This window comes from Catellatospora sp. NPDC049609 (assembly GCF_040675365.1).
In the GTDB taxonomy this organism is placed as follows: domain Bacteria; phylum Actinomycetota; class Actinomycetes; order Mycobacteriales; family Micromonosporaceae; genus Catellatospora.
Window position 1 is genome coordinate 1 of the sequence record NZ_JBFAOU010000022.1, and the last position, 15800, is coordinate 15800.

Below are 15800 nucleotides of genomic sequence, written 5' to 3' on the forward strand. Positions count from 1 at the left end.
CCCACCCACCCGGGCTGGGGGCTGCGTAACGCGCGATGGGCGCCCGATCCGCGGATCGGGCGCCCTTCGCGAGGTCGAGCGGGGGTCAGGCCAGGCGGGCCAGCTCGGCGGTGATCGCCTCGCGGAGCTGGTCGTACTCCTCGGCCTTGGGGGAGACGAGGGTGTCGTGCTCCTCGGCGAAGCGCACCTCGTTGGGGTAGCGCCACACGGGGGCGTCGCGGAACTCGCGGGCCTCCCAGGAGTAGCGCGGGTGGATGTGCGCGTGCAGGTGGTGCAGCGAGTTGCCGAGGATCTCGTAGTTGAGGCGGCGGAACGCGGGGTCGAAACCGTTGCAGGCGGCGAAGACCGCCTCACCGAGCAGGCCCATGTCGGCCAGGAAGTCCGCCCGCTGGGCGCGGGTCAGGTCGGTGAGGTGGTCGGCGCCGTCCACGTCGGACAGCAGCACGCAGTATCCCGGCAGGTGCTGGGTGTCGCCGAAGACGGCGTAGCCGCTGTTGAGCTTGGCCATGACGAGGGGGTTGTCGCCGCGCCGGGCCGCGCCCAGCCGGTCGGTCCGCCAGTCGACGAGCAGCTCGTCGCCGTTGGCGTGTGCGTGCCGCCCCATCAGGACAGGTTCGGGGCGTCGGGAGCCTGGAGCAGGCCGAGCCGCAGCGCCGTCATCAGCGCCTGCGCCCGGTTGGCCGCACCCAGCTTCTCGTAGAGCTTCGAGATGTGGGTCTTGGCGGTCGACTCGCTGACGAACAGCTGCTTGGCGATGCCGGACACGCTCATGCCCTCGGCCAGCAGCTTGAGCACCTGGCCCTCGCGCGGGCTGAGCTGCGGGCCGCTCGGGGTGAGCCGGCGCTTCATCGCCTCGGCCAGGTCGGCCGCGGTGAAGGCGCTCGGCGCGGAGGCGGCGTGGCGGGCCGCGGCCACGACCTCGTCGGCGGGGGCGGTCTTCGGCACGAACGCGCTGGCGCCGGCCTCGAGCGCGCCGAACAGCTGGTCGTCGCCCGCGTACATGGTCAGCACGACGATGCCCATGGTGGAGCTGGACTTGCGCAGCGTGCGGGTGGCCTCCAGGCCGCTGCCGTCGGGCAGGCGGAGGTCCATGATGACCACGTCGGGGTGCAGCGCACCGGCCTGGCGGACGGCCTCGGCCGCGGTGCTCGCCTCGCCGACCACCTCGAACTGGCGGTCCCGCTCGAAGGCGTGGCGCAGCCCCTTGCGGATGAGGTCGTGGTCATCGACGAGAAGGACCTTGGTTCGCCCCGTCGGCACAGTACTGGTGGACATGCCCGCTTACTCCCCTTCTGGCACCCGCGTTCTGGCTTGCGGGTGACACACGTTATCGCGTCGCCCTGCCCTCTTGTCGAGGGGAACCGCCCACGACCACGGCGACCGTGGTCCCGACCGGGTCCCGAGGCCGAATCTCGAGTCGGCCACGGATACGTTCCGCCCTCTCCGCCATGATCGCAAGTCCGTAGCGTCCGTCCGTACGCTCATCGGGTATGCCCTGACCGTCGTCGGAGACCTCGATGAGCCCGTACGGCGGGTCGACGGTGCAGGTGACCCACAGGTTGGCGGCATTGGCGTGCTTGCGCGCGTTGGTGATCGCCTCCTGCGCGATGCGCAGCAGCTCCGACTCGATCGAGGCAGGCAGGCGGCCCGCCTCGTCCAGCGACAGGTTCACCTTCAGCCCGGCCTGGTTGCCCGAGATCCGGGCGAACTCGGCGATCGCGGCGGTCAGGCCGCCGTGCCGGTCCACCTCGCTGCGCAGCTCGAACAGGCTCAGCCGCAGCTCGGTGATGACCCGGGTGATCTCGGAGCGGAGCACGCGCAGTTCCTCGGCCGTCTCCTCGGTGCCCTCGGGCAGCGTGGCCTGCGCGTTGTCCACGCCGTACCCGATCATCACGAGCTCCTGGGCGACGCCGTCGTGGATCTCGCGGGCCAGCCGCTGGCGCTCCTCGTTGGTGGCGATGGAGCGCACCTCCTCGAACAGCAGCGCGGCCTCCAGCCGCAGCGCCGCCGGGGTGGCCGCGGCGACGATGCGGCCGGTGAGCTGGGGCGGGAAGAGGTTGGTGCCGTCGCGCTCCAGGGCCACCAGGCCCACCGTGCGCACGCCCGCGATCAGCGGCACGACCAGCGCCGACACCGGCCCGGTCGGCTCGAACGAGCGCAGCTGCGAGCGTCCGGAGACCTGCGGCTGCTGGCTGGCCCACGCGTCGGCGATGGCCGAGTCGGCGTCCAGGCTGGTCTCCCAGGCGGCGCGGGTCGAGGTGTCGTCGGCCTCCACGCCGAACTGCGCCAGCACCACCAGGCGGCCGGCGCCGCTGGCGGCGAGCACCGCGGCCCGCTGCGGGCGGCCGATCGGGCGCAGCTCCTCGATGACGTGCTCGGCGATGCTGCCCGGGTCCAGGGTGGCGCCGGGCAGCTGGCGGGCCACCTGGCGCAGCTGGGTGAGCAGGCGGGTGGCCTCGGCGTAGGGCTGGGGCGTGCGGCGGATCAGCGCGGCCCGCTGCATGGCGCCGGTGGTGATGGTGCCGACCGCGGCCAGGATCAGCCACTGGGCGCAGACCGCCAGGTAGCCGAACTGGCTGAGCTGGCGCACCCCCTCCGGGGCGGTGGTCAGCCAGCCCGCCACGGCCAGCGTCAGCGCGGCGATGCTGAGCAGCCCGGCCGACTCCAGCGGGCGGTTGTTGAGCATCGCCGCGGTGATCGGGACGGCCAGGTAGGGCAGCACGGCCGACGCGCCGACGCCGTCGGAGACCGTGGCGGCCTGGTCCGCGGCCACCGCGATGGCGCTCGCGCCGAGGCCGACCAGCACCGTCTCGGCGAACCGGCCGAGCGGGGCCACCACGTGGTGCCGGGGCGCCAGCACCCCGGGCAGCGCGGCCAGCGCGAGCAGGGCGACCCAGCGCAGCTCGGCGGGGTCGCCGGTGGCCACCCAGATCAGCACGCCGACCAGCAGCAGCATGGTGCCGCGCACGGCGATCGCCATCAGCTGCGAGGCCGGGATGCGCCGGCGCCGGGGGCGCTCAGCGGCGGTAGATGGCATCGATCTCCTCCGCGTACTCCTTCATCACGACCGCGCGCTTGACCTTGAGCGACGGGGTGAGCTCCCCGGTCGCCTCGGTGAAGTCACGGGGCAGGATGCGAAAAACCTTGATGCCCTCGGCCTGCGAGACGGCCTTGTTGGCCTCCGCGACCGCGGCTTCGATCTCGGCGCGCAGGTCCGGGTCCTCGCGCAGCGCCGACATGGGCGTCTCGGCCCGGCCGCGCTCGGCCAGCCAGGCGGGCAGCGCCTCGGGGTCGATGGTGACCAGCGCGGCGATGAACGGCTGCCGGTCGCCGACCACCATGCACTGGCTGACCAGCGCGTGGGCGCGGACCCGGTCCTCCAGCACGGCGGGCGCGACGTTCTTGCCGCCCGCCGTCACGATGATCTCCTTCTTGCGGCCGGTGATGCTCAGGAAGCCGTCGGCGTCCAGCGAGCCCAGGTCACCGGTGTGGAACCAGCCGTCGGCGTCGATCGCCTCGGCGGTGGCGGCCGGGTTGTTCCAGTACCCCGGGAAGATCACCTCGCCGCGCGCCAGGATCTCGCCGTCGTCGGCGATGGCGATGGTGACGCCGGGCAGCGGCTGGCCGACCGTGCCGATGCGCTGCGCGCCCGCCCGGTTGAAGGTGATCGCCGGGGAGGTCTCGGTCAGCCCGTAGCCCTCCAGCACGTTCAGGCCGACGCCGCGGAAGAAGTGGCCCAGCCGGTCGCCCAGCGGCGCGCCGCCGGAGATCGCGCTGTGGCACCGGCCGCCCAGCGCCGCCCGCAGCTTGCCGTAGACGAGCTTGTCGAAGACCGTGTGGCGCAGCTTGAGGCCCAGGCCGGGCCCGCCGGGGGTCTGCAGGGCCTTGCTGTACGCGATCGCGACGGCCTCGGCCCGGTCGAAGATCGCGCCCTTGCCGCCGGCGTGCGCCTTCTGCCGCGCGCCGTTGTAGACCTTCTCGAACACCCGCGGCACGCTCAGCAGGAACGTCGGCTGGAACGCGGTCAGGTCGGCGACCAGGTTCTTCACGTCGGCGGTGTGCGTGGTGCGCACCCGGCCCTGGACCACGCCGAGCTGCAGCAGCCGCGCGAACGCGTGCGCCAGCGGCAGGAACAGCACCGTCGAGGCGCCCTCGTGGAACAGCACGTCCAGCGCCGGGATGGCGTTGCCGATGTCGGAGAGCATGTTGCGGTGCGTCAGCACGCAGCCCTTGGGCCGCCCGGTGGTGCCCGAGGTGTAGACGATGGTGGCCGGGTCGTCCGCGCTGCCGGACTTGCGGCGCACGTCGATCTCGGCGGGGTCGGTCGACGCGCCGAGGGTGACCAGGGTGGGCAGGTCCCCGCCGTCGATCTCCCATAGCCGGGGCAGGTCGGGCGCGGCCTCGCGCACGATCGCCGAGTGCTCGGCGGTCTCGGTGAAGCAGCCGACCGCGCCCGAGTCGGCGAGGATCCAGCGCACCTGCTCGGTGCTGGAGGTCTCGTAGATCGGCACGGTGACCGCGCCGGCCGCCCAGATCGCGTAGTCGAGCAGCGTCCACTCGTACCGCGTCTTGCTCATCAGGCCGACCCGGTCGCCGGGCTGCACGCCGGCGGAGACCAGGCCGCGGGCCAGCGCGACGACCTCGGCGTGGAACTGCTCGCTGGTGACGTCGTCGAAGCCGGTGGCCGTACGCCGGGAGAACTGCACCAGCTGGGGCGTCTGTGCCGCGTTGTCCCACACCGGGTCGGTCAGGCGGGCCGTGTCATCGATCGTCACCGCCGGGGCCTGCGAAAACTGACGCACCATGCGCTCCTTGAAGTGCTCGTCCGGGCATCGGGCGCGCCCGCGCCGACCGGCGGCGTCCACCGCGACCCGCCCCCGGCACTGTAGAACGTCGGCCCGGTCGTCCTGCAAACGCTGTCCACGTTCGGACGTGGGAGCGTTCCGGCGCGCCGTGCCCGCCGTGGCGGGTGGGACCTGCCCGACGATCTACGGGTAGCCTGCTGGTCATGGCGGATTCCTCCACCCAGTCGATCGTCATCAACGCCGACCCGGCCCGCATCGCCGAGGTCATCTGCGACTACCCGTCGTATCCCCGGTGGACCCAGGCCATCAAGGCCGCGGAGGTGCTGGAGGAGTACGAGGACGGCTACCCGGCCACCGTGCGCTTCGTCATCGACGCGGGCATCGTGCAGGACGAGTACACCCTGCACTACGACTACGCCGAGGACATCTCGCGGATCGAGTGGCACCTGGTGGCCCCGTCGAAGATGCAGAAGGCGCAGGACGGGTCGTACGACATCGTCGACAACGGCGACGGCACCTGCACGGTGACCTACACGCTGTCGGTGGACCTGTCGATCGGCATGCTGGGCATGTTCAAGAAGAAGGCGGAGAAGGCGATCATGGATACCGCCCTGAAGGAGCTCAAGAAGCAGGTCGAGGCGGTCTGAGCGTGGACATGTCACCGGGCACTGCCCGCGAGGAGGCGGAGCGGCTGGTGGCCGCGGTGCTCGCCGCCGCGACGCTGGCCGCCAACGCCAACCCGCACATCTCCACCGGTTCGGCGGAGTGCTGCATCTGTCCACTCTGCAAGGTGATCGCCGCGGTGCGCGACCCCGATCCGGAGCTGGTCGAGCGGGTGGCCACCGGCGCCGGCGACCTGGCCGCGGGCCTGGCCAGCTTCCTGCGCGCGGTGTCCGAGCACCGGCCCGGCGGCGCGGACTCGGCATGGCGCGCGGCCACCGACGGGCACGGCGCGCCGGACGGCTCCGGGGCGGGCGACACGCCCGGGCGCGGGACGGGCGCGACCGAGGCCGCCGGTGCCGCCCCGGCGACCGCGCCGGTCGTCAAGAAGGTCGCGAAGAAGATCGTCAAGAAGGCTGTCGCGAAGCCGACATCAGATGTTTCCGAACCGGAAACCGGGCCTTCACACCCCCCGGTTAAGGCAGCTAAGAAAGCCGTCCGCAAGGCCGAGCCGCACCCGCCGCCGGAGCTTTGACATCGATCTTCGGCGGGCGACGCTCCCCGGAGGTCCTCGCGGCGTTAGGGTGTTGCCCAGTAGAACGGCGTGGCACCTCGAAAGCGTCACCGCCGGCAAAGCCCAGCAAGGAAGGGTTCGGCCGTGGCACTCACCATCGGCGTGGACATCGGTGGCACCAAGGTGCTCGGCGGTGTGGTCGATCCTGACGGCACCGTGATCGCGACGAGCCGTCGCGACACCCCGGCCGGCGACGTCGCCGCGACCCGGGACGTGATCATCGATGTGGTGAAGGATCTGTCCACCGAGCACAAGGTGGACGCGGTCGGCATCGGCGCCGCCGGATGGATTGACGCGACCCGGTCGACGGTGCTCTTCGCACCGAACCTGGCCTGGCGTGACGAGCCGCTGCGGGAGTACGTCGCCAAGGCGGTGAACCTCCCCGTGGTGGTGGAGAACGACGCGAACGTGGCGGCGTGGGCGGAGTTCCGCTACGGCGCGGCGGCCGACGCCGAGGACTCGATGGTGATGTTCACCGTCGGCACCGGCATCGGCGGCGGCATCGTGCTCGGCGGCGGCCTGGTCCGCGGCGCGCACGGCATCGCCGCGGAGATCGGCCACATGCTGGCGGTGCCCGACGGGCACGTCTGCGGCTGCGGCCGGCACGGCTGCATCGAGCAGTACGCCAGCGGCAACGCCCTGGTCCGCTTCGCGCGGGCGGGAGCGCAGGCCGAGCCCGGACGGGCCGGGCTGCTGCTGAGCAAGGCGGACGGCAAGGTCGAGAACATCACCGGTCCGATCGTGACGGCGGCGGCGCAGGCCGGCGACGAGATCGCGATCGACGCCTTCGGGCAGATCGGATACTGGCTCGGCCAGGGCCTGGCCGACCTGGTGCAGATCCTCGACCCGCAGGTGCTGGTCGTCGGCGGCGGCGTCATCGACGCCGGTGACCTGCTGATGACCCCCGCCCGCCAGTCCTACCTGGACAGCCTCGCCCAGCGCGGCCGCCTGCCGGTGGCCGAGCTGCGCGCCGCCAAGATGGGCAACGTGGCCGGCCTCGTCGGCGCCGCCGACCTGGCCCGCCTCTGACCTCCCCCCATGCGGTGATCATGAACTTATGGCACGGTTCGACGGCGTGTCGTTGACATAAGTTCATGATCACCGTGGCGTGGGTGGGGCAGGGTGGGCGCATGACTCTGCGGGTTGTTTCGTACAACGTGCATTCGCTGCGGGATGATCTCTCCGCGCTCTCCGCGGTGGTGCGGGGGCTGGCGCCGGATGTGCTGATCGTGCAGGAGGCGCCGCGGCGGTGGCGCTGGCGCACCAAGTGCGCCGACCTCGCGCACTCGTTCGGGATGTACATGGCGGCGGGCGGCATGCCCAGCCTGGGCAACGTGATCATGACCAACCTGCGGGTACGCGTACTCGACACCTGGTGCATGCGCTTCCCGCTGACCCCCGGCCGGCACATGCGCGGGGCGGTGTTCGCCCGGCTGCAGGTGCCGGGGCGGGCACCGTTCGCCGTGGTCGGCACGCACCTGTCCACCGACGACGCCGAGCGCCCGGCCCAGGCGGGCCTGCTCAAGCCCGCGCTGGACGCGCTGGCGGACCCGGTCGTGGTGGGGCTGGACCTCAACGAGTGCCCCGACGGCGGCTGCTGGCCGCTGCTCACCGACCGGCTGGCCGACGCCGCGGCGCTGGTGGGGTTCGAGGACCGGGCCACGTTCCCGACCCCGAACCCGACCCGCCGGATCGACGCGCTGCTCGTGGACCCCCGCCTGGAGCTGCGCGAATACCGGGTGGTCGACTCGCCGGAGGCGGACCGCGCCAGCGATCACTACCCGATCGTCGTGGACCTCGCATAGCAACTCACGCTGGACAAGCTCCGCCGCAAACGGGAAAGATGCTCTGCGTCTTACGAGTGGTGGAGGTCGTGGGTGACGTACTCAGCCGGTTACGGCGAGCCCGAATCAGGGGGTCCGGCGACCGCGTGGCGCGACGGGTGGCCGGTCTACGACCGCAGCGGCACGGTGTGCGTCATCGGCGCGGGTCCCAGCGGACTGACCGCGATGAAGAACCTGAAGGAGCACGGGTTCGGCGTCGACTGCTACGAGCGCGACACCAGCGTCGGCGGCGCCTGGAACTGGCGCCACGACCGCAGCCCGGTGTACTCCAGCACGCACCTGATCTCGTCGAAGCCGTTCAGCCAGTTCCCCGACTTCCCGATGCCGGACAGCTGGCCGGACTACCCCAAGCACACCCAGGTGCTCGAATACCTGGACCACTACGCCGACCACTTCGAGCTCAAGCCGCACATCTGGTTCGGCACCGAGGTGGTCAAGGTGGAGCCGGCCGAGGGCGACCGCTGGGACGTGACCACCCGCAGCACCGGCGGCTACGGCGGGGAGCGCATCCACCGCTACGCCGGCGTCGTCATCGCCAACGGGCACAACTGGTCGCCCAAGCGTCCCGACTACGAGGGCCTGGCCGACTTCAAGGGCGAGGTCATCCACGCCGCCCAGTTCAAGGACGCGGCGCAGCTGCGCGGCAAGCGGGTGCTGGTGGTCGGCGCGGGCAACACCGGGTGCGACATCGCGGTGGAGGCGGCCCAGCAGGCCGCCCGCTGCTGGCACTCCAGCCGCCGCGGCTACTGGTACACCCCGAAGTACACCCTGGGCCGCCCGGCCGACCAGGTCAACGACACGATGCTGTGGCTGCGCCTGCCGCTGCGGCTGCGCCAGTTCATCGCGCACCGCACGCTCAAGACGACGGTCGGCGACCTGACCCGGTTCGGCCTGCCGAAGCCCGATCACAAGATCTTCGAGACGCACACCATCACCAACAGCCAGCTCGTCTACTACCTGGGCCACGGCGCGGTGACGCCGGTGCCGGACGTGGCGCGCTTCCACCGCAACAGCGTGGAGCTCAAGGGCGGCGAGGTCATCGAGCCGGACCTGGTGGTGCTGGCCACCGGCTACAGCCCCGCGTTCGACTTCATCGACGGCAACCTGCTGGGCATCGGGGCCGACGGCCGCCCGCGGCTGGCCATGCACGCGTTCCCCAAGCGCCTGCCGACGCTGGCCGTGGCCGGGCTGCTGCAGCCCGACTCCGGGCTGTTCCCGCTGGTGCACTGGCAGATGGTGGCGTTCGCCCGGATGCTGCGGGTGCGCGAGGCAGCCCCGGCCAAGGCCGTGGCGGTGCAGCGGCGGCTGGAGTCGGAGCTCGACCGGCGGTGGACCGGGGCGAAGGTGAAGGACTCCTCCCGCCACTGGTTCGAGATCAGCCACACCGTGTACCTCAAAGCAGTGCAGCGCCTGCTCGACGAGCTCGACCTCGAGGGGGCCGTGCAGTGAAGGTCATCCGCGCCCGCGAGTGGGCGTTCCCCGTCGCACCCGCCCGCCGTGAGGTGCGCCGCGCCACGCCCGAGGTCGACGAGGGCAGGCCGCCGGTGCTGTTCGTGCCCGGCTTCGGCCACGGCGCCTGGGTCTACGCCGAGCACTGGCTGGAGCACGCCGCCGACCGGGGCTTTCCCGCGTACGCCGTCAGCCTGCGCGGGCACGGCGAGAGCGCCCCGGCGCCGAAGGCGACGCTGCGCGCGTACGCCCACGATGTCGCCCAGGTCGCGGCATCGCTGCCGAAGCGCGCGGTGATCGTGGGACACGGGGCGGGTGCCCTGGTGACCGCGCACGCGCTGGCCCGCTACCCGGCCCGCGCCGCGGTGCTGCTGTCGCCGGTCTTCGGCGGCGCGGGCACCGCGCTGCGCAACCCCATGCTGTCCCTGCCCGCGCTGTTCGGCGGCGGCCTGCGACTGCCCGCCGGGCAGCTGTTCAGCCGCGAGCTGCCGGCCAACGCCGCGCGGGGGTACTCCGCCCGCCTCGGCCGGGCCTCGACCCGCGCACAGTGGCAGCTGCTGCGCGGCCGGGCCCCGCAGCCGCCGGTGGGCGACCCGCCGGTGCTGGTGGTGGGCAGCCCCGACGACCGCATCGTGTCCGACGCGGCGCTGCGCAAGGTGGCCCGCGGCTACGGCGGCGCGCCGCTGCTGTTCCCGGGCATGGGCCACGACCTCATGCTGGACGCCCGCTGGCGCGAGCCGATCGACGCGATCCTCGACTGGCTGGAGAAGTCGGCGTAGACATGCGGAGCCCGCGCTGTGTCATGCGGAGCCCGCGCTGTGTCATGCGGAGCCCGCGCTGTGTCATGCGGAGCCCGCTCCGCGGCCTTAACCGGTCGTCCAGCCTGCGCTGCGCTCCGGCTGTACACCGGGCGGCCGCTCCGGCGGGCTCCTGTGACATGCGGAGCCCGCTACGCGGCCTCAACCGGTCGTCCAGCCTGCGCTGCGCTCCGGCCGGACACCGGGCGGCCGCTCCGACGGGCTCCTGTGACATGCGGAGCCCGCTACGCGGCCTCAACCGGTTGTCCAGCCTGCGCTGCGCTCCGGCGGGCTCCGGGGCTACACGACCGCGCCGTCGTCCGGCGGCAGTTCGTCGTCCTCGTCGCCGGGGCGCAGCCGCATGATCAGCGCGGTCGCCCCGCCCAGAATGCAGATCAGGGCGAACAGCATGCTCACCCGATCGTTGAAGGGCAGCAGCCGGGTGTCGAAGAAGAGCACGAACCCGAAGATGATGGCCAGCACCGCGACGATGGCGGCGACGGGGATGCGCGGCAGCGGCGGGGGCGGCGGCGGCACGAACTCCTCGGGCGCGTCGTCGGGCAGCCCGCTGCCGAACGAGTCGAGCGAGTCCAGCAGCGACGGGTCGCCGGGACCGACGGCCCTCGGGTCGCCGGTCAACGCCGGCCGGTTGAGGATCGGCCCGCCGGCCGGCCACACCGGGCCGGGGGTGGGGGAGCCGGCCTGCTCCTCGGTCGCGGGCCACGTGGGAGCGGCCACCGGGGCGTCGAATCCGGCGACGATGCGGGCGAACTCCGCGTCCACCTGCTCCGGGGTCGCCTCGTTGCCGGGCCCCTGGCGCGCGGGTTCCGGCGTCCGGTCCGGGTCGTCCGTGGCTGGCACCTGGCACTCTCCTCAGCGGGATGGGGGCTCGTGGCGGGGCCGGTGGGCACCGCCTCAAATCCTGACACGTGACACGGGTGTTCCGGCAGTAGGCTCTGCGATGCCGGTCACACATACGGCATGTCCCGCCGGGCCGCTCCGCTCCGGCGTGCACGCAGTCACACCACGTACGCCGATCGACTTGGACGGGACCCAGTGTTCTACTGGCTGCTGAAATACATCTTCCTCGGCCCCCTGCTGCGGTTGATCTTCAGGCCTCAGGTCGAGGGCCTCGAGAACGTGCCCGACACGGGTGCGGCGATCCTCGCGAGCAACCATCTCTCGTTCTCCGACTCCATCTTCATCCCGCTCGTGGTGAAGCGGAAGGTCACTTTCGTGGCCAAGGCGGAGTACTTCACCGGCAAGGGGATCAAGGGCAGGCTCCAGAAGATGTTCTTCGTGGGCACCGGGACCATCCCGGTGGATCGCTCCGGCGGGCGGGCCGCCCAGGCCGCGCTGGACACGCAGCTGCGCGTGCTGCGCGGGGGCAACATCGCCGGCATCTACCCCGAGGGCACCCGCTCGCCCGACGGCCGGCTGTTCCGGGGCAAGACCGGGGTGGCCCGGCTGGCGCTGGAGAGCGGCGCGCCGGTGATCCCGGTCGCGGTGCTCAACACCGACAAGGTGCAGCCCAGCGGCAAGCTCATCCCCAAGATCATGAAGGTGCGGCTGCGCTTCGGCCGCCCGCTGGACTTCTCCCGGTACGCCGGGATGGCCGGCGACCGGTTCGTCGAGCGCGCGATCACCGACGAGATCATGTACGAGGTGATGGAGCTGTCCGGCCGCGAGTACGTCGACGTCTACGCGGTGAAGGTCAAGGCCGCCGTCGCCGCTTGACCGGGGCCTTGCCGAGCAGGCCCGGCGCCCGGTTGCGGTCGGCGAACGCGCGCAGCTCGGCCTGCCCGGCCGGGTCGAGCTGACCCGCGCGGGCCGACCAGGCCAGCGACAGCATCCGGTCGCTGGCGTCGCCGATGCGCGCGAAGTGCGCGGCCGCCGCCGCGTGGTCGCCCGAGACCGTGGCCAGCGCCGCCCGGACCCAGGGCGTGCGCCGCGGCGAGCGGGTGAGCATCCCGCGCACCTGCTCCCGCTCGGCCTCGCCGAGCAGCGCGGCGGCGTGCCCGGCCGCGGCCACCCACTCGCCGAACGGCAGCATGACCCGGGCCTGCCAGTCGGTGTCCAGTTCGGCCAGCAGCGCGGCGGCCTCCTCGGCCCGGCCCTGCAGCGCGCGGCACAGCGCGGCGTGTGCCGCCGCGCCGCGCAGCACCCGGTGGAAGCCGCTGCGCCGGGCGAACCAGAGCACCTTCTCGATGGCGTCGTCGTCGGCCTCCTCGCGGCGCAGCACGCGGATCCACGACGAGGTCAGCACCGAGGTCGCGTCCCACTCGGCCGCGTTGGCGCGCATCGTCTCGCCGATGGCCCGCACCTGGGTGTCCCAGTCGCCGGCGAAGTACGCGTCGGCGGCCTCCCGGTGGAAGTTGGTGGCCAGGCTCAGCCCGCCCGCCACGTCGACGGTGCGCTGCTCGGCCAGCAGCCGGTGGTGCCGGCCCAGGTCGCCCTCCTCCAGGCAGGCCCAGGCGAAGTTCTGCACCACCCGGCGGCGGCTGGTCAGGCGCTGGTCGCGGCAGTGGTCGGTGAGCAGCTCCAGCTCGCTGAAGCCGGTCGGGTCGCCCGCGATGTAGCGCGCGGTGGCGGAGGTGATGCGGGCGTTGGCGTGCACCTCGGCCAGGCCGAGCCGGTCGGCGATGTCGGCCGCGGCCTCGGCGGCGGCGATCGCGGGCTCGGTCTCGTAGTTCATCATGTGCACCCGGGCCAGCTCGAGCAGCGCCTCGGCCTTCTCCAGCGTCTCGGGCAGCTCCTCGTAGCGCTCCACGGCGGCGTCCAGGTGGGACAGCGTCGCGGCGCGGTCGGCGCGGCCCCACGCGACGGTGCCGAGCAGGGTCAGCGCTCGGGCGGCCCCGGCCCGCTCGCCGAGCCGGTCCAGCTCCTCGGCCAGCTCGCCCAGCCGCTGCACACCGCCGCTCTCCAGGAACGCGTCCCCGGCGCGGAACAGCGCCAGCTCGGCGGCGAACAGCTCCAGCAGCGGATCTTGCGCCAGCTTGAGGCTGAGCGCCCGGTCGACCAGCACGTGCGCGGCGTCCAGGGCGTGCAGGGCGTACGCGCGCCGGGCGGCCCGGTGCAGCGCGGCGCGCGCCGCGGGGGCGTACGGCTCCGGGTCCATGCCCAGCGTGCGGGCGATCTCGTGGGCCGCCCAGCGGTGGTTGGCGAGCACCTCGGCCAGGTCGGTGGCCCGGTTGTCGGTGATCTGCTCCAGCCAGTCGGCGGTGCGCTGGTGCCGGGTGACCCGCTCCGAGCGGGGCAGCCGCTGGTAGCAGACGTCGCGCACCAGCACGTGCCGGAAGGCGTACTCCGGCTCGCCGGCCATCGCCGAGGTCGGGTGCTCGGCGACCAGGTCGCGCTGCTGCAGCCGCTGCAGGCAGCGGGCCACCACGTCGACGGGGATGCCCAGCGCGGCGGCGACCGCGCCCGGCCAGAACTGGGTGCCCACCACGGCGGCGGCCTGCAGCACCGAGCGGTCGGTGGCGTCCAGCAGGTCCAGGCGGTTGGCGATGACGGCCTGCACGGTCTGCGGCATCGGGGTGGCGTCGCCGTCGGCCAGCGCCCAGTTGCCGCCGACCGGGCGCAGCTCGCCGCGCTCGACCAGCATCCGGACGAACTCGTGGGCGTAGAGCGGGTTGCCGCCGGCCAGCTCCACCAGCGGCGCGACCCCGGTGGCCGGGAAGACGGCCTGGCCGAACATCAGCCGGTACATCGCGGCGATGTGCTCGTCGTGCATCGGGCCCAGCGACACCGAGACCGCGCCGCTGACCGCGCTGGTCCAGCCGGGCCGCCGCTCGCGCAGCTCGGGCCGGGCGGTCGCGACGACCAGCAGCGGCACGCCGGGGCCGATGCTGCCGAGCATCTCGACGAACCGCAGCATCGCCTCGTCGGCCCAGTGCATGTCCTCGAAGACCAGCACCGTCGGGTTGGCGGTGGTCATCGCCAGCAGGAAGCGGCGCCAGGCCGACTCGGTCTCGGCCGGGGTGAGACCCGCGCCGGGCAGGCCGACCAGCGGCCCGAGGGCGTCGACCAGCCGGGCCGCCTCCTGCTCGCCGCACATGGCCCGCAGCGCGCCGTCCAGCCGGGCGCGGGCGGTGGGCTCGTCGTCGGTGTCGAGGATGCCCACCTGCGCCTTGACGATCTCGGCGAGCGCCGAGTACGTGACGTTCTCGCCGAAGGGCGGGCAGTGGCCGACCCGCCAGCACACGGTGGTGTCCGGGATGCGCTCGGCGTGCCGGGCCAGCTCGCGCAGCAGCCGGCTCTTGCCGATGCCGGCCGGGCCGAACACGGTGACCAGCTGCGGGCTGCGGTCGCGGATGGTCCGGTGCAGCGCGGTGACCAGCAGGCCCCGCTCGTGGTCGCGGTTGACCATCGGGGTGGACTCGTCGCGGTCGCGCCGCTGCAGCCGCGCCGCCACCGCGAGGAAGACCCGGCTGCTGGTGCTGCGGCCCTTGAGGGTCTGCGGGGCCTGCTCGTCGTACTCGATGTCGTCGGCGGTGACCGCGGCGGTCTCGGCGCACACCAGCACCGCGCCGGGGGCCGCGGCGGCCTGCAACCGGGCCGCGGTGTTGACCACGTCGCCGGCCACGATGGCCTGGCCGCCGTCGCGGGCGGCGCTCACGTCGACCAGCGCCTCGCCGGTGGCGACACCGGCCCGGAAGGTCGCCGCGTCGGCCAGCGGGCCCCGGCCCAGCACCCGCTGCGCCTCCAGCCCGGCCCGCACCGCGCGCAGCGCGTCGGTCTCGGTGGCCACCGGCGCGCCGAAGATCGCCATCACCGCGTCGCCGATGTACTTCTCCACCACGCCGCCGAACTGCCGGACCACCTGCCGCACCGCGGCGAAGTACTCCTGCTGCAGCGTGCGCACCTGCTCCGGGTCCGACTGCTCGGCGAACGTGGTGAAGCCGACCATGTCCACGAAGAGCACGCTGACCTGGCGCCGGTCCTCGCGGTGCGGGGTGGCGGTCTGCCCGGCGGACACCGGGTTGCCGCAGCCGGTGCAGAAGAGGTCGCCGAAGGCGACCGTACGTCCACAGTGGACGCAAGGTGGCGTGAGGCTCGACCCGCAGCCGCCGCAGAACCTGTCGTCCGGGCCGGCTGCGCGGGAGCAGTGTGCGCAGGTTGGGGTTTTCACGTCTCCGCCAGGTCGCCGGAGGTCCAGTATGGCCCGACCTCCATGGCTGTTTCCTTACCGCTGTAGCTAACGCGACAAGGGGTCCGCGCCAACACCGCCGCGCGGCTAGAGTTTCGTGCACTGACAGACCGCGGCCCCGGGCCGCGGTTTCGTGTGGTCGTTAACCGATCGATGGTCGTGCGTGGGAGGCCGAGAAGCGATGTTGGTGCGACTGGCGCTCGCCTGGACCGATCCCTTCGGGATCGCACACGGCGTGGGCGAGCTTGTGGACATCGACGCGGTCACCCTCGCCGAGCTGGAAGAGCAGGGAGTGGTGGAGAACATGACCGAGGCACCCAAGCCACCGTCGGGCCCGGACAAGTGGGTCGGCCCCGGTGCGCCGCCGAAGGATGACGAGACCGTGGAGCAGAACGCGTGGGTCGGCCCCGGTTCGCCGGGTTCGGGCGACCCCGAGCCGGAGCCCGACCCGGAGCCGTGACCGCCTGAGGTGGGCCGGCGCCGACCGGATGAGCCAGCCGAGGGGGCGGGCCGGAGTGATCC

At 72.9% G+C, this 15800-nt stretch carries 14 protein-coding genes; 8 read left to right on the top strand and 6 right to left on the bottom strand.

Going from position 1 to position 15800, the window contains the following annotated elements:
* Nucleotides 1-85 precede the first annotated feature (85 nt).
* The 4 genes from AB0J67_RS09210 to AB0J67_RS09225 are packed head-to-tail and all read right to left on the bottom strand — an operon-like array spanning nt 86 to nt 4802.
* Nucleotides 86-604 (bottom strand): diadenosine tetraphosphate hydrolase, encoded by a 519-nt coding sequence (locus tag AB0J67_RS09210; protein WP_363478500.1) that lies wholly within the window; start codon nt 602-604, stop codon nt 86-88.
* Nucleotides 604-1275, bottom strand: coding sequence for a response regulator transcription factor (locus AB0J67_RS09215; RefSeq protein ID WP_120316171.1), 672 nt, complete (start codon nt 1273-1275; stop codon nt 604-606). The genes AB0J67_RS09210 and AB0J67_RS09215 overlap by 1 nt, the downstream gene beginning before the upstream one ends.
* A 52-nt stretch (nt 1276-1327) precedes the next feature.
* Nucleotides 1328-3037 (bottom strand): histidine kinase, encoded by a 1710-nt coding sequence (locus tag AB0J67_RS09220; protein WP_363478503.1) that lies wholly within the window; start codon nt 3035-3037, stop codon nt 1328-1330.
* On the bottom strand, nt 3018-4802 hold the full coding sequence (locus tag AB0J67_RS09225; protein ID WP_363478506.1) for an AMP-dependent synthetase/ligase: 1785 nt from the start codon (nt 4800-4802) through the stop codon (nt 3018-3020). The genes AB0J67_RS09220 and AB0J67_RS09225 overlap by 20 nt, the downstream gene beginning before the upstream one ends.
* Before the next feature lie 206 nt (nt 4803-5008).
* Between AB0J67_RS09225 and AB0J67_RS09230 the strand changes: the two genes are divergently transcribed.
* The 6 genes from AB0J67_RS09230 to AB0J67_RS09255 all read left to right on the top strand — a co-directional run bounded on the left by AB0J67_RS09230 (nt 5009) and on the right by AB0J67_RS09255 (nt 10111).
* Nucleotides 5009-5452: an SRPBCC family protein gene (locus AB0J67_RS09230; protein ID WP_363478509.1), complete on the top strand. Its 444-nt coding sequence runs from the start codon at nt 5009-5011 to the stop codon at nt 5450-5452.
* An 8-nt stretch (nt 5453-5460) separates the two neighbouring features.
* On the top strand, nt 5461-6000 hold the full coding sequence (locus tag AB0J67_RS09235) for a hypothetical protein (protein WP_363478680.1): 540 nt from the start codon (nt 5461-5463) through the stop codon (nt 5998-6000).
* Nucleotides 6001-6123: 123 nt separating this feature from the next.
* Nucleotides 6124-7068, top strand: a complete 945-nt coding sequence (locus AB0J67_RS09240) for an ROK family glucokinase (protein ID WP_363478512.1) — start codon at nt 6124-6126, stop codon at nt 7066-7068.
* A 101-nt stretch (nt 7069-7169) separates the two neighbouring features.
* Nucleotides 7170-7844 (top strand): endonuclease/exonuclease/phosphatase family protein, encoded by a 675-nt coding sequence (locus tag AB0J67_RS09245; RefSeq protein ID WP_363478515.1) that lies wholly within the window; start codon nt 7170-7172, stop codon nt 7842-7844.
* A 72-nt stretch (nt 7845-7916) separates the two neighbouring features.
* Nucleotides 7917-9332, top strand: a complete 1416-nt coding sequence (locus tag AB0J67_RS09250) for an NAD(P)-binding domain-containing protein (protein ID WP_363478517.1) — start codon at nt 7917-7919, stop codon at nt 9330-9332.
* Nucleotides 9329-10111: an alpha/beta fold hydrolase gene (locus tag AB0J67_RS09255; RefSeq protein WP_363478520.1), complete on the top strand. Its 783-nt coding sequence runs from the start codon at nt 9329-9331 to the stop codon at nt 10109-10111. Before AB0J67_RS09250 ends, AB0J67_RS09255 begins: the two co-directional genes overlap by 4 nt.
* 318 nt (nt 10112-10429) lie before the next feature.
* Here the strand turns inward: AB0J67_RS09255 and AB0J67_RS09260 are convergent, their stop codons facing one another.
* Nucleotides 10430-10990: a hypothetical protein gene (locus AB0J67_RS09260; RefSeq protein ID WP_363478523.1), complete on the bottom strand. Its 561-nt coding sequence runs from the start codon at nt 10988-10990 to the stop codon at nt 10430-10432.
* Nucleotides 10991-11185: 195 nt separating this feature from the next.
* Here AB0J67_RS09260 and AB0J67_RS09265 point away from each other — a divergent pair, with 195 nt between their 5' ends.
* Nucleotides 11186-11866, top strand: coding sequence for a lysophospholipid acyltransferase family protein (locus tag AB0J67_RS09265; RefSeq protein ID WP_363478526.1), 681 nt, complete (start codon nt 11186-11188; stop codon nt 11864-11866).
* On the opposite strand, the gene AB0J67_RS09270 is transcribed toward AB0J67_RS09265, so the two are convergent.
* Entirely contained in the window at nt 11844-15260 is a 3417-nt protein-coding gene (locus tag AB0J67_RS09270) for an adenylate/guanylate cyclase domain-containing protein (RefSeq protein ID WP_363478529.1), read from the bottom strand. The genes AB0J67_RS09265 and AB0J67_RS09270 overlap by 23 nt on opposite strands.
* A 205-nt stretch (nt 15261-15465) precedes the next feature.
* Here AB0J67_RS09270 and AB0J67_RS09275 point away from each other — a divergent pair, with 205 nt between their 5' ends.
* Nucleotides 15466-15738, top strand: coding sequence for a hypothetical protein (locus tag AB0J67_RS09275; protein WP_363478532.1), 273 nt, complete (start codon nt 15466-15468; stop codon nt 15736-15738).
* Nucleotides 15739-15800: the final 62 nt, after the last annotated feature.

Coding starts and splice junctions, on each gene's coding strand:
- AB0J67_RS09210 (WP_363478500.1), bottom strand. CDS start 604: ATGGGGCGGCACGCACACGCCAACGGCGACGAGCTGCTCGTCGACTGG.
- AB0J67_RS09215 (WP_120316171.1), bottom strand. CDS start 1,275: ATGTCCACCAGTACTGTGCCGACGGGGCGAACCAAGGTCCTTCTCGTC.
- AB0J67_RS09220 (WP_363478503.1), bottom strand. CDS start 3,037: ATGCCATCTACCGCCGCTGAGCGCCCCCGGCGCCGGCGCATCCCGGCC.
- AB0J67_RS09230 (WP_363478509.1), top strand. CDS start 5,009: ATGGCGGATTCCTCCACCCAGTCGATCGTCATCAACGCCGACCCGGCC.
- AB0J67_RS09235 (WP_363478680.1), top strand. CDS start 5,461: ATGTCACCGGGCACTGCCCGCGAGGAGGCGGAGCGGCTGGTGGCCGCG.
- AB0J67_RS09245 (WP_363478515.1), top strand. CDS start 7,170: ATGACTCTGCGGGTTGTTTCGTACAACGTGCATTCGCTGCGGGATGAT.